Annotated in this window: 20 protein-coding genes; 7 read left to right on the forward strand and 13 right to left on the reverse strand. The window is 70.4% G+C overall.

Annotated elements, in window-relative coordinates:
* Positions 1–163: 163 nt before the first annotated feature.
* Together OIC96_RS31520 and OIC96_RS31525 are read left to right on the forward strand one after the other, a co-directional pair.
* The gene (locus OIC96_RS31520) at positions 164–685 is read left to right on the forward strand and encodes a sigma-70 family RNA polymerase sigma factor (RefSeq protein WP_330304606.1); all 522 of its coding nucleotides are present in this window, start codon (positions 164–166) and stop codon (positions 683–685) included.
* Position 686: 1 nt separating this feature from the next.
* Positions 687–1,463 (forward strand): hypothetical protein, encoded by a 777-nt coding sequence (locus tag OIC96_RS31525; protein WP_330304605.1) that lies wholly within the window; start codon positions 687–689, stop codon positions 1,461–1,463.
* 69 nt (positions 1,464–1,532) lie between these two features.
* Here OIC96_RS31525 and OIC96_RS31530 read toward each other — a convergent pair whose 3' ends face one another.
* A complete protein-coding gene (locus OIC96_RS31530) occupies positions 1,533–4,844 on the reverse strand; it encodes a S8 family serine peptidase (RefSeq protein WP_330304604.1) in 3,312 nt (1,103 codons plus the stop codon).
* A 246-nt stretch (positions 4,845–5,090) separates the two neighbouring features.
* Positions 5,091–5,657: a CGNR zinc finger domain-containing protein gene (locus OIC96_RS31535; RefSeq protein WP_330304603.1), complete on the reverse strand. Its 567-nt coding sequence runs from the start codon at positions 5,655–5,657 to the stop codon at positions 5,091–5,093.
* Between the two features lie 147 nt (positions 5,658–5,804).
* On the opposite strand from OIC96_RS31535, the gene OIC96_RS31540 reads away from it, so the two are divergent.
* From OIC96_RS31540 to OIC96_RS31555, 4 genes are all read left to right on the forward strand, one after another.
* Positions 5,805–6,257: a VOC family protein gene (locus OIC96_RS31540; protein WP_330304602.1), complete on the forward strand. Its 453-nt coding sequence runs from the start codon at positions 5,805–5,807 to the stop codon at positions 6,255–6,257.
* Positions 6,258–6,304: 47 nt separating this feature from the next.
* Positions 6,305–7,213, forward strand: coding sequence for a pyridoxamine 5'-phosphate oxidase family protein (locus OIC96_RS31545; RefSeq protein ID WP_330304601.1), 909 nt, complete (start codon positions 6,305–6,307; stop codon positions 7,211–7,213).
* 260 nt (positions 7,214–7,473) lie between these two features.
* A complete protein-coding gene (locus OIC96_RS31550; RefSeq protein ID WP_330304600.1) occupies positions 7,474–9,258 on the forward strand; it encodes a TIGR03767 family metallophosphoesterase in 1,785 nt (594 codons plus the stop codon).
* Positions 9,259–9,399: 141 nt separating this feature from the next.
* Complete coding sequence (locus tag OIC96_RS31555; RefSeq protein ID WP_406502263.1) at positions 9,400–10,542, forward strand: serine hydrolase domain-containing protein; 1,143 nt, start codon at positions 9,400–9,402, stop codon at positions 10,540–10,542.
* 172 nt (positions 10,543–10,714) lie between these two features.
* Here the strand turns inward: OIC96_RS31555 and OIC96_RS31560 are convergent, their stop codons facing one another.
* The 3 genes from OIC96_RS31560 to pepN form a co-directional block, all read right to left on the reverse strand.
* Positions 10,715–11,281: an isochorismatase family protein gene (locus OIC96_RS31560; RefSeq protein ID WP_330304599.1), complete on the reverse strand. Its 567-nt coding sequence runs from the start codon at positions 11,279–11,281 to the stop codon at positions 10,715–10,717.
* A 183-nt stretch (positions 11,282–11,464) separates the two neighbouring features.
* Entirely contained in the window at positions 11,465–12,532 is a 1,068-nt protein-coding gene (locus OIC96_RS31565; RefSeq protein ID WP_330304598.1) for a hypothetical protein, read from the reverse strand.
* A gap of 313 nt (positions 12,533–12,845) precedes the next feature.
* Positions 12,846–15,440, reverse strand: coding sequence for an aminopeptidase N (gene pepN, locus OIC96_RS31570; protein WP_330304597.1), 2,595 nt, complete (start codon positions 15,438–15,440; stop codon positions 12,846–12,848).
* Positions 15,441–15,662: 222 nt separating this feature from the next.
* Between pepN and OIC96_RS31575 the strand changes: the two genes are divergently transcribed.
* On the forward strand, positions 15,663–16,331 hold the full coding sequence (locus tag OIC96_RS31575) for a mycothiol-dependent nitroreductase Rv2466c family protein (RefSeq protein ID WP_330304596.1): 669 nt from the start codon (positions 15,663–15,665) through the stop codon (positions 16,329–16,331).
* A gap of 3 nt (positions 16,332–16,334) precedes the next feature.
* On the opposite strand, the gene OIC96_RS31580 is transcribed toward OIC96_RS31575, so the two are convergent.
* The 8 genes from OIC96_RS31580 to OIC96_RS31615 all read right to left on the reverse strand — a co-directional run bounded on the left by OIC96_RS31580 (position 16,335) and on the right by OIC96_RS31615 (position 24,372).
* Positions 16,335–16,565, reverse strand: a complete 231-nt coding sequence (locus OIC96_RS31580; RefSeq protein ID WP_330304595.1) for a hypothetical protein — start codon at positions 16,563–16,565, stop codon at positions 16,335–16,337.
* Positions 16,566–16,864: 299 nt separating this feature from the next.
* Positions 16,865–18,286, reverse strand: a complete 1,422-nt coding sequence (locus tag OIC96_RS31585; protein WP_330304594.1) for an FGGY-family carbohydrate kinase — start codon at positions 18,284–18,286, stop codon at positions 16,865–16,867.
* Positions 18,287–18,401: 115 nt separating this feature from the next.
* Positions 18,402–19,454, reverse strand: a complete 1,053-nt coding sequence (locus OIC96_RS31590) for a 2-hydroxyacid dehydrogenase (protein WP_330304593.1) — start codon at positions 19,452–19,454, stop codon at positions 18,402–18,404.
* Positions 19,451–20,599, reverse strand: coding sequence for an ABC transporter ATP-binding protein (locus OIC96_RS31595; RefSeq protein WP_330462143.1), 1,149 nt, complete (start codon positions 20,597–20,599; stop codon positions 19,451–19,453). Before OIC96_RS31595 ends, OIC96_RS31590 begins: the two co-directional genes overlap by 4 nt.
* A 23-nt stretch (positions 20,600–20,622) precedes the next feature.
* Positions 20,623–21,378, reverse strand: a complete 756-nt coding sequence (locus OIC96_RS31600) for a DeoR/GlpR family DNA-binding transcription regulator (RefSeq protein WP_327435022.1) — start codon at positions 21,376–21,378, stop codon at positions 20,623–20,625.
* A gap of 77 nt (positions 21,379–21,455) precedes the next feature.
* Positions 21,456–22,583 (reverse strand): ABC transporter ATP-binding protein, encoded by a 1,128-nt coding sequence (locus OIC96_RS31605; RefSeq protein ID WP_330304590.1) that lies wholly within the window; start codon positions 22,581–22,583, stop codon positions 21,456–21,458.
* A complete protein-coding gene (locus tag OIC96_RS31610) occupies positions 22,580–23,410 on the reverse strand; it encodes a carbohydrate ABC transporter permease (RefSeq protein ID WP_330304589.1) in 831 nt (276 codons plus the stop codon). Before OIC96_RS31610 ends, OIC96_RS31605 begins: the two co-directional genes overlap by 4 nt.
* Positions 23,407–24,372: a carbohydrate ABC transporter permease gene (locus OIC96_RS31615; RefSeq protein WP_330304588.1), complete on the reverse strand. Its 966-nt coding sequence runs from the start codon at positions 24,370–24,372 to the stop codon at positions 23,407–23,409. The genes OIC96_RS31610 and OIC96_RS31615 overlap by 4 nt, the downstream gene beginning before the upstream one ends.
* Positions 24,373–24,375 lie beyond the last annotated feature (3 nt).

Below are 24,375 nucleotides of genomic sequence, written 5' to 3' on the forward strand. Positions count from 1 at the left end.
GTGAAGTCGATGAGAGGGAGATGAGAGCGGAGGGGGATGAGAGGGGGAGGGAAGATGAGTTGAAAGCGGAGGTCGGGGGTCCGTGAAAAGTCCCTCGACCCGGGCCGAACGTTTTGGCGCGCCGCCGCGTCGTAGAGGAAACGCGGGAGGGGAGGGGTGGCTTGTGCTGCGCAGAACAGGCCGCCGCGCACAGGGGGTGGACGACCCCCTGGACGCGGCCCAGGAACGCCGGGTGCGGGCGGTGCTCGCGCTCGGCGGCGTACCGCAGGCGGACCTGCCGGACGGGGTGCAGCAGGTCCGCCTGCGGTTGCTGGAGCGCACGGCCAAGGGGGACGAGGCGCCGCGCGACGTGTCCGCGTGGGCGGCGGTCGTCGCCTCGAACCTGGCGATGGACTGGCACCGGGCCAAGCGCCGCCAGGAGCGGCTCGGCGAACGCCTGGCCTCGCTACGGCAGTTGGAGCACCCCTCCGACGAGGACTCCAGCGTGCTCTCGCTGGCCGTCGCCCAGGGGCTGGACGAACTGCCCGACACCCAGCGCCAGGTCCTCGTCCTGCGTTTCTACGCCGATCTTTCCGTGCGCGGGATATCCGAGGAGCTCGGCATTCCGGAGGGCACGGTCAAGAGCAGGCTGCACACGGCGGTCCGCGCCCTGCGCGCCCGCCTGCACGAGGACGAGGTGGTGTGACGTGGCCGAGTATGAAGGTGTGGACGCGCTGCTGGCCGCGATCACGGACGAACCACTGCCCGAAGGGGCCCACGAAGACGCCGAGTTCATGGCCGAGCACCGGTCGGCGGCGGCGGACCTGACCCTGCTGCGCGAGCAACTTGCCCTCATCGGCGATGCGTTGGCGGACGGTGCGGAGACGACCGAGGCGGCTCCGTCCCGCAAGGGCAGGAGGACCGGGAAGTCCAGGGGGACCAGGAAGCCCAGGAACCGGTGTCCGGCAGCCGCCCCCAAGCAGCGCTCCCGGCACCCCGGAGCCCTCGCGGTCACCGTCGGGACGCTCGTCACGGCCGTCGTCGCCCTGATGGTCGTCGGCATGGGTTGGCTCATCGTGCAGGGCGGGGCCGGTGGGGCGAGCGACTCCGCCAAGGCGTCCGGTGCGGACGCGAAGGACGGCGCGGGGGCCTCCCTCAGCGCCCCGGGCTACCTCGCCTGCTCCCGGCTCGTCGTCGAGGGAACGGTCGCCGAGATCGAGCCGCTCCCCGGCGCCGATCAGGACCGGATCACCCTCGACGTGACCCGCTCCTACAAGCCGGCCCAGGGGAAGGCCCAGGTCACCTTCCTGTTCGACGAGGGTGTCGGCCCGCGCCCGCACAAGGGACAGCAGGTCCTCGTCGCCATCCGGCACGACGCGGTGGTCCCCGACAAGTGGGTGACGGGGAAGAAGGACATCGCCGCCGAGCGGCGGTGGATCGTCGACGCGCTGCCCCAGTCACGTGGTCTGCACTGCGAAGAGTGAGACCGGACAGGCGAAAGGGCGGGCGCCCGGTGTCCGGACGCCCGCCCCGCTGTCGTACAGGTCACGAGGTTACGGCGTGACCTTCTCGATCTTCACGCTGCCGAGGCCCGCGACCGTGCCGCGCGCGTTCACCAGCTGGACCTGGCCGAAGAACTCGCGTCCCGCGGGGGCCGCGGCCGCCGCGGTGACCGAGCCGGAGACCGTCGCCGAGTCGCCAGTGCCGAGCTTGACCGGCGAGGACTCGTCGACCGTGACCGTGCCGAGCGCGGACGAGAAGAACACGTCCTGGTAGTCGTACGCGGTCGAGCCCGACGGGACCGAGTAGCCCGCGACCTCGATGGTGTACGTGCCGGCGGCCGGCGAGGCGATGGAGACGGCCTCCTCGGAGTCACCGTCCGCGGACGTACCGACCACGGTCCCGGCGGCGTTCTTCACCGTCAGGTCGAGGTCGGCGGCCGTGTCGGAGACATTGCCGATGGCGACGTTCAGGGACGTGGCGCCCTCGGGCACCTCGACCGTGGTGGTCTGCGTGGCGCCGTCGGCGATGGTCGGACGCGCGGTCAGCGAGGAACCGAGCGGGCCGCCCTTCAGGGTGCCGTCGATCGCCGCGTAGTTGTTCGTCACCTTCCAGGAGGCGGTGGCCGGGGTGCCGACCTTGGCCTCGGGGACGGTCACGACGGCCGGGTCGAAGGCCGCGCCGAGCACGGAGACGTCCAGCTTGTACGGGTTGTCGAGCAGCGGCGACGTACGGCGCGACTCGACCTCGATCTCCCAGACGCCGGCCTGCGGGTCCGCGTACGAACGCACGTCGGGCTTGCAGCCGTTGCCGTCGAGGTAGTTGGGGTAGCAGTACGGGGTGCCGGTGTTGTCGACCGGAACGCCGTACGGGTGGATCGCGATGAACCGGGTCTGGCTCTTGTCCGCCAGCCCGCCGATCGCGACCTCAAGGGACTTGGCGCCCTCGGGGACGGTCACGAAGTACGACTGGCTGCTGTTGCGCTGCACCGAACTCGACGCGGAGTACGTGTACTTGACCGGAGCCGAGACCACGACCGTCGACAGGATCTGCTTGTCGACGCCCTCGGTCTTCGGGTCGTCGACCTCAAGAATCGCGCTCTTGAGACCGGCCGACCTCGGGGCTGCCTGGACCTTGACCGTCACCGGCTGGTTCAGCGGGAGCTTGACCTCGTCCGAGCCGACGATCCGGAAGGTGCCGGCGGCGTTGTTCTCGAAGTACAGCTCGTGGCGGATCGCCTTGTCGGCGCCGGACGTACGCGTGATGGTGATGTCGTACGTCTTCTTGTCACCGGCCTTGAGCCCGCCCTCGCGGTCGTACAGGCCCGTGCCGAAGCCCGGCGTCTTCAGGGCGTAGTCGATCGCGGTGTCGACCGGCGCCTTGACGGTGTAGTCGTGGGCGGTGGCGCCGTCCTTGATGGAGTCCCAGGCGTCCACGATGTTGATGAGGCCCGCACCCTCCTCGTACGCCTGCACACCCTTGATGTGGTCGGCGGTCGAGGTGAGGGCCGTGCGCAGGGTGGCCGGGCTGAGGGCGATGCCCTTCTGCTTGGCGGCGCTCAGCAGCAGCGCGGACGCGCCCGCGGCCTGCGGCGACGCCATCGACGTCCCCTGGAGCATCGAGTAGCCGGCCGGCAGCGAGTAGCCCGCCTCGGCGACCGGGGAGCCCGGCAGCCAGGTCTGGGTGGAGTTGATGGAGGCGCCGGGCGCGGTCAGCGTCGGCGTGAAGCCGCCGTCCTCACGCGGGCCGCGCGAGGAGAAGGGCAGCAGCGCGTACTTCTTCTCCACCTGCGAGCCGTAGTTGGACGCCCAGGTCTCCTTGGAGATGGCCGCGCCGACCGAGATGACCTTGTCGGCCAGGCCGGGGTCGCCGATGGTGTTGGCGCCGGGGCCGGAGTTGCCCGCGGAGATCACCAGCTGGACACCGTAGGTGTCGATGAGACGCGTGTAGAGCTCGGCGCGCGCGTTGTTGCCGTCGTTCAGCGCGGGCAGACCGCCGATGGACATGTTGACGATGTCGACGCCACGGTTGGCGACGAGGTCGATCATGCCCTCGGTGAGCGCGACGTTGGTGCAGCCGCCGGTCCAGGTGCAGGCGCGGGACGAGACGATCTTCGCGCCCGGGGCCGCGCCGTTCATCTTGCCGCCGAACAGGCCGTTCGCGGAGGTGATGCCCGCGACGTGCGTGCCGTGCTCGGACTCGATGACGCCGATGTTGACGAAGTCGGCCTTCTTGCCGACCCAGGACCCGCCGTACGGGTCCATCGGGACGTCCTTGCGGATCTCCACGACGAACGGCTGGCGCTCGACGACGTCGGTCGTCGGGTCGTCGGTACCGAAGTAGCCGATCTGGTAGCCGTCCTTGTACGGCTTCATCGGCGTGTCGTCGCTGAAGTCGTTGTTGTTGTTCAGGTCGACGGTGACCGTGCCGGCCGTCGCGTCGTAGAGCACGCCCCACGCGTCGGTGGTGTCACCGTCGCGGTTCGCGTCACCCTTGGCGTCGCCGCCCGTCGTCGCGGACTCCCGGAAGGTGCTGATCTCGTACGAGCCGGCGGGCGCCGTCCAGGTCTTGCCGCTGTATGTGAAGGTGGGCCCGGACACCGCGGTGACCATCGGGCGCCAGGTCGCGTCGCTGTCCAGGATCGGGTCGGTCGAGGTGACCCAGTCGACGATCTTGCGCTCGCCGGTGGTGGTCTTCTGGAGCGCGGGGTGGCCCAGGTCGACACCGGAGTCGAGGATGCCGATGGTGATGCCCCGGCCGTCCGCCTTCGGGTGGTCCTTCACGAAGTCGACGGCGCCGGTCTCGAAGGACGGGTTGTACGGGTTCTCGGCGGGCGTGCTCTTGGACGGGCCCGAGTAAGTGGCGGCGGCCGTCGAGGCGTTGGCGGCACTCTTCGCCGTGTCGGCGCTCGGCGTCGGGTCGTCCAGCGCGATCTCCTGGCGCAGGTCGATCCCGTGCACCGAGGAAAGCTTCGCGGCGGCGGCGATGGCCGAGTCGGCCCTGCCGGTGGGGACGGTCGCCCTGACGTAACCGAGCTTGTCGTAAGTACGGCCCACGGAGCCGCCCTTGACCGCGTCCAGCTCCTTGGCGACCTGCTCGGTCTGGCCGGGAGCGGTGGCGATCATCATCGTGACGTTCTTGTCGCCGTTGGCCTTGGCCTCGGCGAGAAGGTCGGCGTCGGACGAACCGAGCTTGGCGGCCGCGGACTTGGTGCCCGGGTCGGCCGCCGGAGTGCCGGAGTCCGCGGAGAAGGCCATGGGTATCGGCCCGGCCGCGGAGAGCGCGGCCACCAGGCCCGCGGCCACGGCTATCCGGGCCACGCGTCTCGCGCCCGATATCGGAGTGCGCTGAGGGTCGGAGATCATCTGCATCCCTTGTAGGTAAAGGAACGAGCGAGGAGCGAACGGCCCCCGACGGTCATTTCGGGACCCGATCGCGTCAGTCCGGTATGTGGACCCGGATGACCGCTCAGCTTTACCTAAGGGGCAGTTGTTTGGGGAGAGTTGACCGAGGCGGGATGGAGTCATGGCGTAATTCCGCCATGCGTCACGCCGGTGATAGCGGGCTATCGGGGGAGATGTCGGTCGATAGGGATAACCCTATGTGTCGACTTAACTCTCTTTCGTGCGCGCGTAGTGGCGGGACGCCTTCGCGCGGTTACCGCAGGCCGCCATCGAGCACCAGCGGCGGGTGCCGTTCCGTGAGGTGTCGAAGAAGTGCAGGATGCACGCGTCGTGGGCGCAGCGGCGGATGCGGTCCGGGGCGGTGTCCAGCAGCTCCAGATAGCTGCGGACCGCCAGCCATGCCGGGCCCCAGGAGGGGTCGCTGAACTCGGGGGTCTCGCCCGGGCCGTGGGCGGTCAGCGTGAGCCGGACGCGGCCGTGGGCGAGGACGGCGTCGACACGCGCGGCGACCGCGTCGGCCAGAGGTGCGCGCTCTCCCGCCTCTCCCGGCGGCCCGTCGACGGCGGCGCGCAGGGCGTCCCGGGCCTGGAGCACGTGCCGCAGAACGGTGTCGTCGGCCGGGAAATCGAGCCCGTTCGCCGCCAGCCACACCGCGAGCCCCTCGGTGTCCGTCAGGAGATCCCGCACGGCCCCTTCATGCATCCAGCGGGTGTTGAGCAGGTCGAGCGCGACCGGCTCCCCGGTGAGCGGACGCGGGTCGGGGGTGGTGGGCATGGCGGGGCTCCCTTCGCTGCTAACCGCTCAAGGGTATGTGACCGGTTGCGCTTCACGATTCTAACCTCTAATGTCGATTACAGAGGTTAGCCCTCGACTGGGGGCAGCCATGGACAGATATCCACAGGATCGACAAAGGGGACTGTCATGACTCCGCGCACCGGCCACATCGGTCTGAACGTCACCGACCTCGACCGCTCGCTCGCCTTCTACCGCGATGTCCTGGGCTTCGGGGTGATCGGCGAGGGCAAGGAGGAGGAGCGGCGGTACGCGTTCCTCGGCTCCCTCGGCGGAGACGGCCGCCCGGTGCTCACGCTCTGGCAGCAGGCGCAGGGCTCGTACGACCACGCCCGCGCCGGCCTGCACCACCTCGCCCTCGAAGTCGACTCCGTCGAGCAGGTCAGGGAGTACGAGACGGCCCTGCGTGCTTATGGCGTCGAGTTCGCGTACGAGGGAGTGGTCGCCCACCGCGAGGGCTCGGCGTCGGGCGGGATCTTCTTCCACGACCCCGACGGCACGCGGCTGGAGATCTACACGCCGAGCGGTGTGGAGGAGGCGCCGGCACCGTCGGCATCCGCGCCGACCTGCGGCTTCTTCTAGAGATGCCGACCTGCGGTTTGTTCTAGAGGTAGAGAGGAGATGGCGTCGTGACGTATCACTCCGGCTCGCGCGCCGTGCAGGACCGGGTCGGCGTGCGCGACCTCGCCGATCACGTGGGGCAGGCCATCGGGCAGGGCATCCGGCCGGTGGCGGCCGCCTTCCTCGAACTCCAGCCGATGCTGATCGTCGGCGGCGCGGAACCGGGCGGTGTCGACGTCCCTGATGGCGTCGGCGCCCCGGGCGGTGGCGCGGTCTGGGCCTCGCTGCTCACCGGCGCACCCGGCTTCGTACGGGCCACCGGCCCCCGCCAGATCTCGGTCACGCGCGAACTCCCGCCGACCGACCCCCTCGCCCCCGCGCTCTCCGTGCCCGGCACCCCCGTCGGCACCCTCGCGCTCGACCCGCGCACCCGGCGCCGTATGCGCCTCAACGGCCGCGCCCGCCCGACACCCCGCGGCTTCGCGGTCGAGGCCGACCAGGTCTTCGCCAACTGCCCGAAGTACCTCCAGAAGAGGGAGAGTTACGAGACGGTCGTCGCGCGCACGCCGGACGCACCCCGGCGCGGCACGGAACTCTCCTCCTCTCAGCGGGAGTTCATCGAGGCCGCCGACACCTTCTTCCTCGCCACGGTGCACGCGCACGGGGCGGACGCGAGCCATCGGGGCGGCAACCCTGGCTTCGTCCACGTCGCATCACCGTACGAGCTGCGCTGGCGCGACTACCCAGGGAACTCGATGTTCCTGACCCTCGGCAACCTGGCGGCGGACTCGCGGGCCGGGCTGCTGTTCCTGGACTGGCGGACGGGGACGACGCTCCAGCTGACGGGCGAGGCCCGCACGGAGTACGCGCCGGACGGTGAGCGGACCGTCCGCTTCACGCTCACGGAAGTCATCGAGTCGCCGACGGCCAGCCCCCTGCGCTGGTCGGCGCCCGAATACTCGCCCGCCAACCCGTGACGTGAGCGCCACGGCGGGCCGGATTCAGGTTCAGTACCCCGAAAAGTGAACAAGGAGTGACCGCTTCCCGGCCGTTCGGAGAGGTGTCCGTGGACGCGCAGGGTGGTCCAAGATCCACGTACGGTGATCGGCGTTGGCCGTTGCGGCCGAGTTAACGCGCAGGTCATCCCCGGTGCCAACGATCCAGTGTGAGCGGGAAGTTCGCCAGCCGAACGCCCCGCGACCACTGCCGACGCGTTCGCACTCGGGGAGACCGCGCCATGTCGCGCATACGCTCTGTCGCCGCCGTACCCGCCCTCAACCGCCGCACCCTGCTCGCCGCCACCGGAGCGGTGTCCCTCTCCGCAGGGATCGGTCTCGCCCTGCGCCCGGACTCCGCCGCGCATGCCGCCACGCCGGGCCAGGCACCCGTCGCCGACTCCCTCGCGCACAACGGCGCCGGGGCGAGCGGGGTGAGCCCACTGGCCCCCGCCGAGCTGGCCCCCTACACCCGCGGCACCACCCTGCGCGGCGTCGCCGCCCCCCGCTCCGGCTCCTCCGGCTACCGGCGGCTGGGCGACGGCCCCGGCTGGAAGCGGCTGGTACGCGACGAGCTGGCCTCCGCCAAGTCGGGCCGGGCCGACCGCCGCACCACGCTCGCCGCGTTCGTGCAGCTCACCGACCTGCACCTGATGGACGCCCAGCACCCGCTGCGCCTGGAGTACCTGCGCTCGCAGAACAAGAGCGCCTGGCGTCCGCAGGAGACGCTGACCGTCGCGGGCGCCGTCTCGCTCATCGAGCGGGTCAACTCGCTGCGAGGAGCCCCCGTCACCGGCTCCCCGCTGCACTTCGTGATGACCACGGGCGACAACACGGACAACAACTCCAAAACGGAACTGGAGTGGTTCCTGAAGGTCATGAGCGGCGGCCGCATCACCCCCAACAGCGGCGACCCGCGCCACTACGAGGGCGTCCAGGCCAGCGGCCTCAAGACGTACTGGCAGCCCGACGCGGCCCTGCGCGACGCCGACAAGCAGCTCGGCTTCCCGCGCATCGACGGCTTCCTGGAGGCCGCGATCCGCGAGCTGCGAAGCCCCGGCCTCAAGCTGCCCTGGTACTCCACGGTCGGCAACCACGACGCGCTCCCGCTCGGCTGCTACGGCTCACGCGGCGACTCGTACCTCACCGACTTCGCCGTCGGCGGCAAGAAGCTGATGTCGCTGCCCGCCTCGGAGTGCACCGCCCTGCAGAAGTCCATCAAGAACGGCACCAGCCCCAAGGGCAAGGAGTTCCGGGACCTGCTCAAGGCCCACACCCGGGAGATGCGCTCGGTCACGCCGGACGAGAACCGCGCCCCGTTCACCCCCGCCGAGTACCTGAAGGCCCACCTCGACCCGGCCAACACGGGCCCGGGCCCCATCGGCCACGGCTACTCCTCCGCGAACCTCGCCGCGGGCACCCAGTACTACACGTTCCGCATCGCCGAGGACGTCATCGGCGTCAGCCTCGACACCACCGACCCCGGCGGCCACTACGCGGGCTCCATCGGCACCGCCCAGCTGCGCTGGCTGGAGAGGACGCTGCGCGAGAACAAGGACTCGTACGTCATCGTCTTCAGCCACCACACCAGCAAGACGATGGACAACCGCCACGCCGACCCGGCCCACCCCGCCGAGAAGCGCCACGGCGGCGACGACGTCATCGCCCTCCTCGCCAGCTTCAGCAACGTCCTGGCCTGGGTGAACGGCCACACCCACAAGAACGAGATCATCCCGCACGCCGCCCCCGACAACCGCTCCTTCTGGGAGATCTGCACCGCCTCCCACGTCGACTTCCCCCAACTCGCCCGCGTCATCGAGCTGGTGGACAACAAGGACGGCACCCTCTCCCTCTTCACCACCCTCATCGAGTCCGCCGCCCCCCACGCGACGGACTTCTCCGACCTGACCCAGACGGGTCTGGCGGCGCTCTACCGCGAGCTGTCCTTCAACGCGCCCGGCGCCCGCACGGACCTGTCGGGGTCGTCGCGGGACCGCAACACGGAGCTGGTGCTGAAGAAGGGCTGAAAACCACTCAACCGACACAAGGCAAGGCAACCTTCGCGTACGCCTCTCAGGTCCCTCCCCGTGACCAAGCTCAACGGTGAGAACGGTGAGAAGGGGGAAGACATGAGGGTGCGTACGGGATGGGCCGGGCGTGCGGGAACGATGGGACGTACGGGGCGTGCGGGGCTGGTGGGCGCGACCGCGGTGGCGGTGGCGGCGACGCTGGCGGGAACGGCGACGGCGGCGCCCGCCCGAGCCGACCACACCGCCACCCGCACGGCCATGGAGGCGGCCGTGAAGGACGGCGTGCCGGGCGTGACGGCAACAGCCAAGGACGCGCACGGCACGTGGTCCGCGACGACGGGCGTGGGCAACCTCCGCACCGGGGCACCGCGCTCCACGGCGGACCGCTACCGCGTCGGCAGCATCACCAAGACCTTCGTCTCCACGGTGCTGCTCCAACTGGAGGCGGAGGGACGCCTGTCGCTGGACGACACGGTGGACAAGTGGCTCCCGGGCGTGGTGCGGGGCCATGGCCACGACGGCAGCGAGATCACCATCCGCCAACTCCTCAACCACACCAGCGGAATCTTCGACTACACGAACGACTCCGGCTTCGTCCGCACGTACTTCCTGAAGGACGGCTTCTTCCAGCACCGCTACGACACGAAGACCCCGGGCCAACTGGTCCAACTGGCCATGACCCACAAGCCGGTCTTCGCACCGGGCACGTCGTGGAGCTACTCGAACACGAACTACGTCCTGGCCGGCATGGTGATCAACCGGGTCACCGGTCACTCGTACGCGACGGAGATCCGCCACCGCATCATCGACCCCCTGGACCTGCACGCGACATCGGTCCCTGGCACGAGGGTGACGGTCCCGCACCCGAGCAGCCGCGCGTACTCGAAACTGGCGGAGTCGACAACGGGCCCGACGTACGACGCCACGGAACTGAACCCGTCCCTGGCGTCCTCGGCCGGAGAGATGATCTCCAACTCCTCCGACCTGAACCGCTTCTACGCGGCCCTGCTCCGAGGCAAGCTCCTCCCGCCCCAGCAGCTCAAGGAGATGAAGACCACGATCAAGGTCGACGAGATCCCGAACGCCGGCTACGGCCTGGGCCTCATCGACCGGAAGCTGAGCTGTGGGGTCCACGTCTGGGGCCATGACGGCGGCATCCACGGCTCGACGTCGTCGTCGGTGACGACCGCGGACGGCCGCCACTCTCTTTCCTTCAACTTCAACGGGGACTGGTCGGGGGACAGTGATGCGGTGATTGAGGGGGAGTTCTGCGGCAGGTAGGGGAGTAGGACAGTAGGGGGAGGCCAAGAAGCCCTACCCGAAGGCGAGTTTGGCCTTCCGCCTACTGGCGGAGCTGACGACCTGGGCGTCTGGCAGCGACACCTGGACGACCCCCAAGACCGTCACGTTGAGCAGCACGGGGAGCCGTACTCCCGCCACCACGTACTGGCTGCTAGCCGGCGACGTCCGTCCTGAACGTCACCTTCGCCGTGTCGACCGTCTCCCCGCGCCGCCCGGGCGCGCTCTGCCACTCCCAGTACAGGTTGGTGTGGGCGACCACCAGCTCCGGGGACGGGGCGCCGTACTCGGTGAGGTCCTCCGTGGTGTGGGCGTCGCCGACCAGGGTCACGTCGTAGCCGCGGGTGAAGGCGCCGTGGAGGGTCGAACGGATGCACGCGTCGGTCTGGGCGCCGGTGACGACGAGCCGGCCGACGGCGCGTTCGGCGAGGAGGGTCTCCAGTTCGGTGGCCTCGAACGAGTCGCCGTAGGCCTTGTGGACGAGGGGCTCCGAAGGGGAGCGGACCAACTCCGGGACGTACTGCCAAGCCTCACTGTCCCGCTTCAGATGGTCGTCGGAGTGCTGGACCCAGATCACCGGCACGTCCTCCGCGCGGGCCTTGTCGACCAGGGTGTTGATGTTCGCGATCATGCTGTCGCGGTTGTGGGAGCCGTCCACCGCGCCCTTCTGTACGTCGACCACGAGCAGCGCGGTGTTCGGCCGGTTGGGCAGAGTCGTCATGGGGCTCTCCTGTCTCACGTCTTGCTCGTCGGTGGCTCGTCGGGTTGATCGGCGTGGCTCCTGTTCCGCCCACAGTAGAGCGGGCCACTGACAACGCCACCGACGTGCGACATGTGGGAAGGGGCCCGTGAGATCACCTCGCGAGCCCCTTCCCTCCCCTCCTGATACCGGCCCGGTCCGTCACTACCGGGGCAGCACCACCACGTACGCCGCCGGTTCGCGGTCGTTCGACGCCATCAGGGCGGTGCGTACGACCGTGGCCTGCTGCTCCATCGTGTCGCGGAGCTTCTTGGGGGTGATGTAGACGACCGTGATGCCGAGGCGCTCCAGGACCTCGCGCTTGCGGGCGTACTCCGACCAGAGGGCGTCCTCGTCCTGGCGGGGGACGCGGGTGTCGAGCTCGACCGCGACCGCCTGCTCCGGCCAGTAGGCGTCCAGGCCGCCCAGGTGGGGGCCGCCGGGGAGCCGGAGGTCCACGTTCCAGACCGGGTCCGGGAGGCCGTGCTCGCGGACCATCCGGTGGAGGCGGTCCTCCGCGATCGCCCTGCCCTCCGCCAGCAGTGAGTCGACCGCGTCCACCACGTGGGTGCGGCTGAGCAGCCGGGCCGCCGTCAATTCCCGTACGACCGCGGCGGGTTCGCAGTGGCCGCCCCGTACCGCCTCGGTCAGCAGCCGGCGTACGACGCCCGCGTCGGCCAGTTCCGCGACCGCGTCGGCCAGGGCGCGGGGGACGGGGGCGACCGGGACGCCGGTCACGAACGCGGGGGCGGGGAGGGAGGGCGTACGGACGATGCGGGCGCAGCCGTGTGAGCGGAGGCGGCGCAGGCGGGGGACCAGGACGTCGATCTTGTCGAGGGAGAGGAGGGGCGGGGCCGAGGAGAAGCCGTGCAGGGTGAGGGCCGCGAGGCCGGTGATCAGGGCGTCCGCGTACGGCTGCGGTGCGTGCGGCTCCTCGGCGCCCGGCTGGGCGGGGATGGCCGCCGCCGGGACGGGAACGGGGGAGCGGGCGGCGTACAGCAGCACCGCGTGCAGGCGCTCCTCGGAGGTGGGCGGGCCCGGGTGGAGGAGGAAGACGCCGGGGAGCAGCTGCTGCCAGGGGCCGCCCGGCCGGCACTGCTCATTGGTGTCGGCGGTGGTCACGCCGTGGGTGCGCAGCTGGGCGGTGGTCAGGACCCGGCGCTGTACGTCGGACAGGTGGCGGAGGGGGCGGGGGGTGTGGGGGGTGTGGGAGAGCGGGGTGTTGTGGTTCATGACCGGGGGTTTCCCTCGCCCGGTCCGCCCTCTAACCGCTGTTACACGCCCGTCGACAAATCCGGACAAGACAGCACTAAAGTACGGGCGTTCGACTGCCGAAAGGCGCTGGTCCCGATGGGGAGTAATAGGGGTTACGGCTCTGAATACCTGTATTTCGTAACCACCGGATCCCGAGGGGATCATCGGATCCGCGGGGGAATCATCGGACCCGTGGGGGGATCATCGGACCCGTGGGGGGATCATCGGACCCGTGGGGCGCTGGCGGATACGCGTGGGGGCGCCGGCGGAACCGGCGCCCCACAGGCACGTGTTAGCCGGCCGCCGCCACCCCGTCACACGCCTGCCCGCGCAGCGCCCGAGCCAGATCGTCCCGCGCTTCCAGCACCAGCCTCCGCAGTGCCGGGGCCGCGTTCTCGTGGGCGGTCAGCCAGGTGTCCGCCGCGTCCAGGGTCTCCTGGGAGTCCTGGAGGGACGGGAACAGCCCCTTCACCACGTCCATGCCGATCTGGATGGAGCGGTCGGCCCAGATGCGCTCGATCGCGGCGAAGTACTTCGCGGTGTACGGCGCCGTCAGCTCCCGCTGGGACGGCTGCGTGAAGCCGGCGATGGTCGCTTCGACGAGGGCGTTGGAGAGGGAGTCGGACTCGACCACGGCGGCCCAGGCCTGGGCCTTGACGGCGGCCGACGGGCGGGCGGCGAGGCAGCGGACCTGGTGGCGCTTGCCGGATGCCGTGTCGTCGCGGGCCAGTTCGGCGGCCAGGGCCTGCTCGTCGGCCACGCCGTGTGCCGCCAGCGGTTCCTGGAACGCCCAGCGCAGCTCCTGGTCGACCTCCAGTCCGTCGATCTTTGCGGTGCCCTCCAACAGGCCGTGGAGCAGCTGGAGATCGGCCTCGCCGGAGGCCACCGTGGCGAAGAAGCGGGCCCAGGTGAGCTGGTGCTGGCTGCCCGGCTCGGCGAGCCGCAGTTCCTTCAACGCGCCCTCGGCGAGCAGGCGTCCGCCCTCCGCGCGCCAGTCGGGGACCACGTAGTGCGTGAGGGCCGAGTTGGCCCAGGCGTGCAGCATCTGGAGCACACCGATGTCGGACTCGCGTCCCGCGAAACGCAGCACCAGGTCGATGAAGTCGCGGGCGGGCATGAGCGCGTCGCGGGTGAGGTTCCACAGCGCCGACCAGCACAGGGCGCGGGCGAGCGGGTCGGTGATCTCCCCGAGTCGCTCCCGCAGCGTGGCCAGCGAGTTCTCGTCGAAACGGATCTTGCAGTACGTCAGGTCGTCGTCGTTGACCAGGACGAGCTCGGGGGCCTCGGCGCCGACCAGTTCCCCGACGACCGTGCGCGGGCCGTGGACGTCCACCTCGGCGCGCGCGTACCGCTCAAGGGCACCGTCCGGCGTACGCCGGTACAGGCCCACCGCCACCCGGTGCGGGCGCAGTTCGGGGTGCGACTCGGCGGCCTCCTGCAACACGGCCAGCTCCGTGATCCGGGCTTCCGCGCTCAGAATCACCTGCGGAGTAAGGGAGTTGACACCGGCCGTCTGCAGCCAGGACCTCGACCAGGCGGCCATGTCCCGCCCGCTCGTCTCCTCCAGCACCGACAGCAGGTCGCCGAGGCGCGTGTTGCCGTACGCGTTGCGCTTGAAGTAGCGGCGGGCGCCTTCCAGGAACGCGTCCTGGCCGACGTACGCCACCAGCTGCTTCAGTACCGAAGCGCCCTTGGCGTACGTGATGCCGTCGAAGTTGAGCTTGGCGTCCTGGAGGTCGCGGATGTCGGCCGTGACCGGGTGGGTGGACGGCAGCTGGTCCGCGCGGTACGCCCACGCCTTGCGGCGGTTGGCGAAAGTGATCCAGCCGTCCTTGAAGCGGGTCGCGCCGACCAGTGAGAACGCGCCCATGAAGTCGGCGAAGGACTCCTTGAGCCACAGGTCGTCCCACCACTCCATGGTGACGAGGTCGCCGAACCACATGTGCGCCATCTCGTGCAGGATGACGTTCGCCCGGCTCTCGTACGACGCCTGCGTCACCTTGCCGCGGAAGATGAACTCCTCGCGGAACGTGACGAGTCCCGGGTTCTCCATCGCGCCGAGGTTGTACTCGGGCACGAACGCCTGGTCGTACTTCCCGAACGGGTACGGGTAGTCGAAGTGGTCGTGGAAGAAGTCCAGCCCCTGCTTGGTCACCAGGAACACGTCGTCGGAGTCGAAGTGGGGCGCCAGGCCCTTGCGGCACATCGCGCCGAGGGGGATCTCCAGCGTCGTACCGTCGTCGAAGGTGCGGGAGTAGGAGTCGGTCACGTAGTGGTACGGGCCCGCCGCGACCGCCGTGATGTACGTCGAGATCGGCTTGGTCTCGGCGAACTGCCAGACGCCGTCCGTGAGTTCACCGACGCCGTTGCTCCAGACGGTCCAGCCCTCCGGGGCCCGCACCTCGAAGCGGAAGGGGGCCTTGAGGTCCGGCTGCTCGAAGTTGGTGAAGACGCGGCGCGAGTCGGCGGGCTCGTACTGCGTGTACAGATACACCTCGCCGTCCTCCGGGTCGACGAAGCGGTGCATGCCCTCGCCGGTGCGGGAGTAGGCGCACTGGGCGTCGACCACGAGCTCGTTGTCGGCGGCGAGGTCCTCCAGCCGGATCCGGGAGCCGTCGAAGACCTCGCTGGGGTCGAGGTCCTTGCCGTTCAGTGAGACGGCGGTCACACTCGGCGCGATCAGATCGGCGAAGCTCGCGGCGCCGGGCTCGGTACAGCGGAAGCGCAGGGTGGTGACCGAGCGGAACGTGCGCGGCGCGGCGGCAGCCGCATCGGGATCCGTTTCCCCGACGGCCGAGCGCAGGTCGAGTGAGACCTCGTAACTGTCGACGGACAGCAGCGCCGCCCGCTCCTGGGCTTCGTCGCGGGACAGATTCTCACCGGGCACGGGCTGCACTCCCTCGTGGCGTCGTGGACAGGCATGAACACATGCGTGTGAACAGGACCGATCCTGCCATGCGCCCCTGACACCGGGCACCGGGAATGGCGAGGGGCGTGTGAGATTGCCGACGGATTGCCGACGGGCATGTGAGATTGCCGGCGGGCGTACGGGAATGGTGCGGGCGAGCGTCGGTGTTGGCTCGGGAAAGACCACTTTCCGAGGAGAGCCATGCCCGAGCAGACCGCTCAGACCGGTTCAGGCAAGACCCCTGTCGACTTCTGGTTCGACCCGCTGTGCCCCTGGGCCTGGATGACCTCGCGCTGGGTCCTGGAAGTGGAGAAGCTCCGGGACATTGAGGTCCGCTGGCACATCATGAGCCTCGCCGTGCTGAACGAGCCGAAGCTGGACGAGCTGCCCGAGCAGTACCGCGAGATGCTGGCCACCACGGCGTGGCAGCCGATACGCGTGGTCACCGCCGCCTGGCAGAAGCACGGCGACGACGTCCTCGGCCCCCTCTACACCGCGCTCGGCACCCGCTTCCACAACGGCGGCGAGGGCCCGACCAAGGAAGCGATAGCCGCCGCGCTCGACGAGGTCGGTCTCCCCGCCTCCCTGCTCGACTACGCCGACCAGGAGGACTTCGAGTTCGACGCCGAGCTGCGCGCCTCCCACAAGGAGGGCATCGAGAAGGTCGGCCAGGACGTCGGCACCCCCGTCATAGCCGTCCCCGGCGCCGACGGCGAGCAGATCGCCTTCTTCGGCCCGGTCGTCACCCCCGCCCCCAAGGGCGAGGACGCCGCCAAGCTCTGGGACGGCACCCTGCTCGTCGCCTCCGTACCGGGCTTCTACGAGATCAAGCGCACGCGTACGGCGGGGCCGGACTTCAGCAACCTGTAGGTCTCACTCCTCGGCGGCCTTCTCCTCGCGGAATTCCTCGGGGAGGAGGCCGCGGTCGCCCTTGTTGAGGTGGCGGTAGTACGAGAGGCAGCCCGTGGCGGTGCAGCGCCAGAGGTTGTCCACCTGATGGCGGTCCCCCTTCTTCGAACGGATCGCCGCCTTCTCCTTGTCGGTGAGAAGCCGGAAATCCTGCATGGTGCCGCAGGTCGGGCAGTCCAGACTGCGCGTCCGCATCAGTACCTCCTGTCGTCTCCGGGGCTCCGCCCCTTCGACCCCGTTCGGTTGTGTCTCGTCTGCGGGCCGGTGGGGGCCGTTCGCGCAGTTCCCCGCGCCCCTGAAGGCGCGGGGCTTCGCCCCGCGATCCCCCGCCCGCCCCCGTTTTTCGCCTGCGGGTGGGTGGGGGCTGGTCTAAAAGATTGCGCAGTTCCCCGCGCCCCTAAAAGGGGCGCGGGGAACTGCGCAATCTTTTCAGCGGGGGTCTGGGGGCGCAGCCCCCAGGGATGGGACGGGTAGGGGCGGCGGGGGCGAAAGAATCACCGTCGCGCCCGGCCCCGGGCCTCCGTCAGGCGGGACAAGTGGTCCTCGTACGCCTTGGCATAGTAGGCGGCCCGAGCCGCGTCGGGGGCGACGACCGCCGTTGGCTCCGTCCACGCGGCCGTGTCGAGGGCGACCCCGTACCGCGCGGCCGCCGCGAGCACCGCACCCCGCGCCCCCACCTCGCCCTCCACGACCCGTAACGGCCGCCCGAGCACGTCGGCGAGGAGTCGCATCCAGGCGGGGCTGCGGGTGCCGCCGCCGCAGACGGCCAGGGACCCCGTCAGGCCCGCGGCCTCCAGGCAGTGGCGGGCGGCGTAGCCGATGCCCTCGCAGGTGGCGCGGATCAGGTCGGCGCGGGTCGACTCCAGGGAGACGCCGGTGAGTTCGGCGCGCAGGCGGGGCTCGACGAAGGGGGCGCGTTCGCCGGAGGGTGCGAAGTAGGGGAGCACGCGGACGCCGTTCGCGCCGGGCGGGGTCGCGGCGAGCAGCTCGTCCACCTCGTCGTGGTGGACGCCGGTCGTCGACAGGACCCAGTCGAGCGCCGCCGTGCCGACCATCGCGGGCATGGCGCGCAGCCAGTACCCGGCCCGGTCGGTCGAGATGTACAGGCCGGCCGGTTCGCCGGTCAGGTCGAGGTCGGCGGTACCGACCAGGCTGGCCAGGCAGGTGCCGACGATCAGCAGTCCGTCGCCGGGGGCCGTGACGCCCGCGCCGAGCGCGCAGGAGGGGAGATCGTAGGGGCCGTTGGCGATCGGGGTGCCGGGCGGCAGGCCTTCGCCGCGCGTCCGCCCGGTCGCCACGGGGTCGCTCACCGGCGCCAGCAGGCCGCGCCGGTGGGCCAGGCCGAGCAGCTCGACGACCCGGTTGTCGTACGCACGGGTGAGTGGGTCCAGGAACGGCATCGACGCGTCCGACACGTCCGTCGCCCGCACCCCCGTCAGCCGCTGGAAGACCATGTCCTTGCAGTACAGGGCGGTGGTCGCCGAGTCCAGCGAAGCAGGCTCGTAGCGGTCCAGCCAGGCCAGCAGCGGTCCCGGGCAGCCGGGGAACATGGCGCTGCCGGTGCGCCGGAAGACCGTCTCGAAGGTGCCGTCCGCCAGCCACTGGTCGACCAGTTCGTGCGCCCGGCCGTCCATCCAGGACGCGGCGGCCCGCACCGGCAGGCCCTCGGCGTCCACGAGCCACACCCCGTCGCCCTGCCCGGTCAGTCCGACCAGTTCGACGGGGCCCGGCACGGCGGCGGTCAGCGCGGTGAGCACGGCGACGACCGCCGCGTACACCTCCTCCATGTCCTGCTCGACGAAGCCGCCGCGGAGGGTGAGATCCACCGGCCGTGCCTCGACGGCCAGTTCGCGGCCCGTGTCGTCGAAGGCGGCTGCCTTCACCATGGACGTGCCCACATCGATACCGACGTACATGCCCTCGGCCTCCCTCGGCTCGGTGCGGTTCGGTTCGGTTCGGCTCAGTTCGGCTCACGCGCTCCAGTCGCCGACTCGCCGACTCGCCGACTCTCCAACTCGCCTGCTACGGGGCTCAGTCGAGGCAGTGTGCCAGTGGTTCCCCGCGTGTCCAGCGGCCCACCTCCGCCGCCGCGATCCGTGCGGCCTTTTCGGCCACCGCGCGGCTGGCCCCGCCCAAGTGCGGTGTCATCACGAGCCGTTCGGTCGCGGCGAGGTCGAAGAGCGGCGAGTCCGGCGGCACCGGTTCCCGCTCATAGGTGTCGAGGGCCGCCGCGGACAGCTGCCCGCTCTTCAGCGCGTCGCACAGTGCGGACTCGTCGACCAGTGGACCGCGCGCCACGTTCACCAGGACGGCGCCGGGCGGCAGCAGCGCCAGCTCGCGGGCGCCGATCAGCCCGCGCGTCTCGGGGGTGAGCCGTGCGTGCAGGCTGATCACCCGGGAGCGGCCGAGGAGTTCGTCCAGCGAGTAGACCCGCAGCCCGTGCACCTCGCCGCGCACATACGGGTCGTACACCAGCACCCGCGCCCCGAACGCGCCGAGCACCCGCGCGACCCGGCTGCCGACGGCCCCGTAGCCGACGAGCCCGACCGGCAGGTCCTCAAGTTCCAGACCGCTCTGCTCGTAGGTGTAGTAGGTCGCGCCGCCGCCCCAACTTCCTTGCCTGCCGAGGAGATCGTGGGCCTGGGGGATGCGGCGCAGCGCGGCGAGGAGCAGGCCGACGGTGAACTCGGCGGTGGCGGCGGCGTTGCGGCCCGGTGCGAAGCAGACCTGTACGCCGTGGGAGCGGGCCGCCTCCTGGTTGACGTTCACGGGGCCGCCCCGGCAGACGACCACCAGACGCAGCCGGGCCGCGGCGGCCAGCACCCGCTCGGTCACCGGGCCCATCTGGGTGACCAGGACGTCCGCGTCGGCCAGCGCCTCGATCAGCTCGTCCTCGGCGTCGCTCGCCTCCTCGACCTCGGCGACCCGGCCGAAGGGTTCCAGGGGCCAGCCGAGGGTCAATTCCTTTACAGAGAAGGGGTGTTCGCCCAGCTGGTCGCGGAGCGCTCCCGTGATCAGGGACGGCAGGACGAAATGGTCACCGGCGGCCACCACACGCACAGGCGCTGTCTTGGCGGAGGTCATCGAAGGGAGTCTCCCGTCTCGGCGTCGAACACATGGGTAAGGCCGGGATCGGCGGTCACCCGGACCCGCTCGTCCCGCGCGAGCCGCACCTCGGGATCGGTGAGGACGACGAGCGGCCGTACGACCCCTTCGAGCGCGAGGGTGGCGATGCCCGACTCCAGCAGCGGCTCGTGCGCACTCACCCGCGCTCGGACGCCGGTGGGGGCGCCACCTGCGGCTTGCCGTCCGTTGCCCCCGTCGCGTGCGCCACTCCCGCCGTCCCCGCCGGCCAGCCGCAGATCCTCCGGCCGGATGCCGATCACCACCTCGCGCCCCTCCGCCACCTTCACCGGCAGCGCGAAGCTCACCGCCTCCGACAGCCGTGCGCGGCCGTCCCCCGTCGAGATCCCCGGCAGCAGATTGATCGCGGGCTCCCCGACGAAGTCGGCGACGAAGACATTGGCCGGGCTGTCGTAGATCTCGTACGGCGTGCCGAGCTGCTGGATGACGCCGTCCTTCATCACGGCGATCCGGTCGGCGAGGGAGAGGGCCTCCTCCTGGTCGTGCGTGACCAGGATCGTCGTATGTCCTAAATCCCGCTGGATGCGCTTGAGTTCACGGCGGGTGGTGTCGCGCTGGGCCGCGTCGAGGTGGGACAGCGGCTCGTCGAGCAGGAGGACGTCGGGTTCGCGGATCAGCGCGCGGGCGAGGGCGACGCGCTGCTTCTGGCCGCTGGAGAGTCCGGCGGGCCGGGCCTGGAGGAGGCCGGTGAGGTCGACGCGCTCGGCGATCTCGGCGACCTTGCGGGCGACGTCCGCATGAGAACCACGTGCCGCACGCCTGCGCGCCTTCAGCCCGAACGCCAGGTTCTCGGCGACGTTCAGCGGCGGATACAGCGCGTAGTTCTCGAAGGCGACCCCGATGTTGCGGGCCTGCGCGGGCCGCCCCACGACCGAGGCACCGCCGACCAGGATGTCCCCGCCGGTCACCGTCTCCAGGCCGGCGATCATCCGCAGCGTGGTCGACTTGCCGCACCCGGACGGACCGAGCAGCCCCAGCAGTTCGCCGGAGCGCAGCTCCAGGTCGATACCGCGTACGGCGTCCACGGCCGGGCGGCCCCGGGACCGGTACGTCTTGCGCAGCTCGCGCAACTCCAACTCGGCCATCAGCACCCCACTCTGAGGATCGGTCAGCCACCGCTGCCGGTGGCGCACACTTCGTACGGGACCTTGTGCTCGTCGAGATCGCGCAGCGCCTCCGCCGACGCCCCGTCGTCGACGAGGACCAGGTCGAAGCGGGACAGCGGGACGACCCGGTGCAGGGCGACCCGGCCGAGCTTGGTGTGGTCGAGCAGCAGGATGTTGCGGGCGGCCGAGTCGAGCATGGCGCGCTTCACGGACACGATGTGCTGCTCCTGGTGGTAGGCGTGGCCGCCGAAGACCGCCGACGTCGACGCGAAGCAGACGTCGACGCGCAGCGACTGCACCGCCTCCACGCAGGACACCCCGAGGAACGAGGAGTGCAGTGGGTCGTAGTCGCCGCCCAGGGCCATCAGATGGATGCCGCGCCGGTCGGCGAGGAGATTGATCGCCTCCAGGAAGTTGGTGACGACCGTGAGCGGGGTGATCTCACCGAGCCGGAGCCCGCGGGCTATCTCCAGCGCCGACGTCGAGTCGTCGAGCAGCACCGCCATGCCGGGCTCGATCATCTTCAGCGCGCGCTCGGCGACGGCCGCCTTCTGCGGGCGCATCGACTTCAGCCGGTACTGCACGTTCGACTCGAAGACCCCGGACGGCTGCGCGGTCACGCCGCCCCTGAACTTCCGTACGATTCCCTGCCGTTCGAGCTCGTCGAGGTCCCTGTGTATGGTCATCAGGCTCACCCCGAAGCGCTCGGCGAGCTCGGCCGCCGTCGCCGAACCGTCGGCCAGCACCTGCTCGGCCATGGCCGCCTGACGGACCGCGGGCCCCTGCTGCGCACCACCACTTGTGCTACCGCTCGTGTTTCCGCTCGTGCTGCTGCTCATCGCGCGCTCTTCCCGATCCCTCGTCCTGGACGCCCCGGCCGGTCGGCCTCGAACAGCAGCAGGTTCTCAGGCCGTACGGTCAGCCGTACCGGATCGTCGGGACGCAGGTGTGTCGCGTCGGCGCGCGGCGCGACCAGCGAGACGTACTGCCCGCCCAGGCGCACGGTGACCTCGACGGCCCGGCCGAGCACCTCGGTGACGTAGACGCTGCCGATGAGTTCATGGCCGTCGCCCCGGAGCGCGAGGTCCCGGGGACGCATCCCGACCAGCACCTCGGTGCCGGGGGCGGCCTCCGCGCCGAGCGGCAGCTCGACCGCCCCGTCCGCCGAGCGGAAACCCCCGCCGTCCGTGACCGTCCCCGGCAGCAGGTTGATCCGGGGCCGCCCGAACGCCCGCGCCACCTCCGTGTCGTACGGCCGGTACCAGATCTCCTCCCGGGTCCCGGTCTGGACGATCCGGCCGTCCCGGATGACGCCGATCCGGTCGCCGAGTGCCAGCGCCTCGACGGAGTCATGGGTGACGTACAGCGTGGTGGTGTGCTGCACGGCGCCGATGGCCTTGAGTTCGGCGCGCATCGACTGGCGGAGTTTGGCGTCCAGGTGGGAGAGCGGTTCGTCGAGGAGGAAGGCGCGGGCGGGCCGGACGAGGACCCGGCCGAGCGCGATCCGCTGCCGCTGCCCGTTCGACAACTGGCCGACCGGGCGGTCCAACAGGCCGCTGATGCCGAGGAGTTCGGCGATCGCGCCGATACGGTCGCGGGCCTCGGCGGCGGGCAGCCGGTGCCGGGGCGAGCGCAGCGGGGAGGCGAGGTTGTCGTACGCCGAGCGGTGCGGGTAGAGGGCGTAGCTCTCGAAGCACATGGCCACACCCCGGTCGTACGGCTCCACGCCGTCCATGTCGGCGCCGTCGAGTTCGACCGTGCCGGAGTCGGGCGCTTCGAGCCCCGCCACGGTCTTGAGGGTGGTGGTCTTCCCGGCTCCCGACGGGCCGAGCAGACAGAAGAACTCGCCCTCCGCCACCTCCAGTTCGAGCCCGTCGAGCGCGGCGTTCTTCCCGTACGTCTTGTGGATCCCGCGCAGAGCGATCGCCGCCGGCCCCAGGCGGGTGCTGACGCCGGTGCTCATGACTTGACCGCGCCGAAGGACAGCCCCCGCACCAGATACCGCTGGATCGTCAGCGCGAGCAGCAGCGGCGGTACGACGGAGACGAGCGCGGCGGCGGCCGTCAGGTTGTACTTGGGCCGGTCGCCGCCGAGGAAGGACAGTGCGCCCACGGTCACGGTCTGGGCCCGCGAGGAGGTGAGGATGAGAGGGAAGACGAAGTTGTTCCAGGCGAAGATGAAGGCGAGCAGCGACACGGCCGCGATCCCGGGCTTGACCAGCGGCAGCGCGACCTTGAAGAACGCCTGCTTGCGGGTGTAGCCGTCCAGCAGCGCCGCCTGCTCCAGCTCCGGGGTCAGATCGGCGAAGTACGACCGCATGATCCACACGATCAGCGGCAGGGTGACGAGTTGCAGCACCCACACCATGCCGACGTAGGTGTCGAAGAGGCCCAGCTTCTGGTAGAGCACGAACAGCGGGATGATCACGGTCAGTTCGGGCGCGAAGCGGAACGACAGCAGCGTGAACATCAGGTTCTCGGAGCCCTTGAACCGCCAGCGCGCCGACGCGTACGCCGCCGGAAGGCCGACCACGAGCGAGAGCGCCACCGCGCCCAGCGACACGACCAGGCTGTTGACGAAGAAGCGGACGAACGGGATGCCCTCGCTGTCGCCGAGCACCGTCCGGTACCCGTCGAGGGTCGGGGTGAAGGAGAAATAGGTGCTGAACAGCTGGTTCGCGGGCTTCAGGGAGAGGATCACCATCCAGGCGACGGGGAAGAGCGCGAAGACGAAGTAGAGGATGAGGGCGCCGTCCGCCAGCCACCCCAACAGCCGTTGTTTACGCCTCACTTGGGCACCTCCGCCGCCCGGTTCTGGATCCGGCCCAGATGGCGCACCAGCACCATCGCGGCCAGATAGACCACAGCCCACAGCACGATCGTGTAGCTGATCCCGAACGAGTAGCGCTGGAAGCGGATCGCCTCCAGATAGGCGCGGATCTGCAGCACCACCGTGGAATCGCCGGGCCCGCCCTCGGTGAGGGCGTAGATGATGTCGAACACCTTCAGCGAGTCCATGAACCGGAAGATCACCGCGACCAGCACATACGGCCACAGCATCGGCAGCGTGAGCCGCCGGAAGGTGTACCACCAGCCCGCGCCGTCCACGGCCGCTGCCTCGAAGGGGGAGGTCGGCAGCGACCGCAGACCGGCCAGGGCGAGGATCGCCACGAACGGGGTGTAGACCCAGACGTCCACGGCGATCGACGACAGCAGGGCGCCCGTCGGGGTGTCCGTCCACTGAACTCCCCCCAGGCCGAAGGGTTTCAGCAGATGGTTGATCACGCCCACGGACGGCTGGAGCATCAGTTTCCAGATGATCGCGGCGATCACGGGCGCGATCATCAGCGGCAGGATGAGGATCTTCTCCAGTACCCGCCCGACGATCGACGACCGGTGCAGCAGCAGGGCCACGGCCACCCCGAGGACGGTCTCGAAGGCGGCGGCTCCCACCGCGTACAGCACGGTCACCCAGGCCGAGTTCCAGAAGGCGTCCTGCGTGAACACGGTCCGGTAGTTGTCGAAGCCCACCATGTCCGGCCGCGGCTTGCTCGCCGAGAAGTCGAACAGCGTGTAGTAGAGGCCGAGCCCGAAGGGGTACAGGATCCCGCCGGTGAGCAGCAGGGCGGGCACGATCAGCAGGTACGGGCGCAGTCCGCGCCGCCAGCGCGGAACGGCCCGCACCTGCCGTGCACCTTCCTCGCGTGAGGCCGCCCCGTGGTCGGTCTCCGTGAACGAGGTCGTCTCCGCCATCAG

This window comes from Streptomyces sp. NBC_00775 (genome assembly GCF_036347135.1).
GTDB lineage: Bacteria > Actinomycetota > Actinomycetes > Streptomycetales > Streptomycetaceae > Streptomyces > Streptomyces lutosisoli.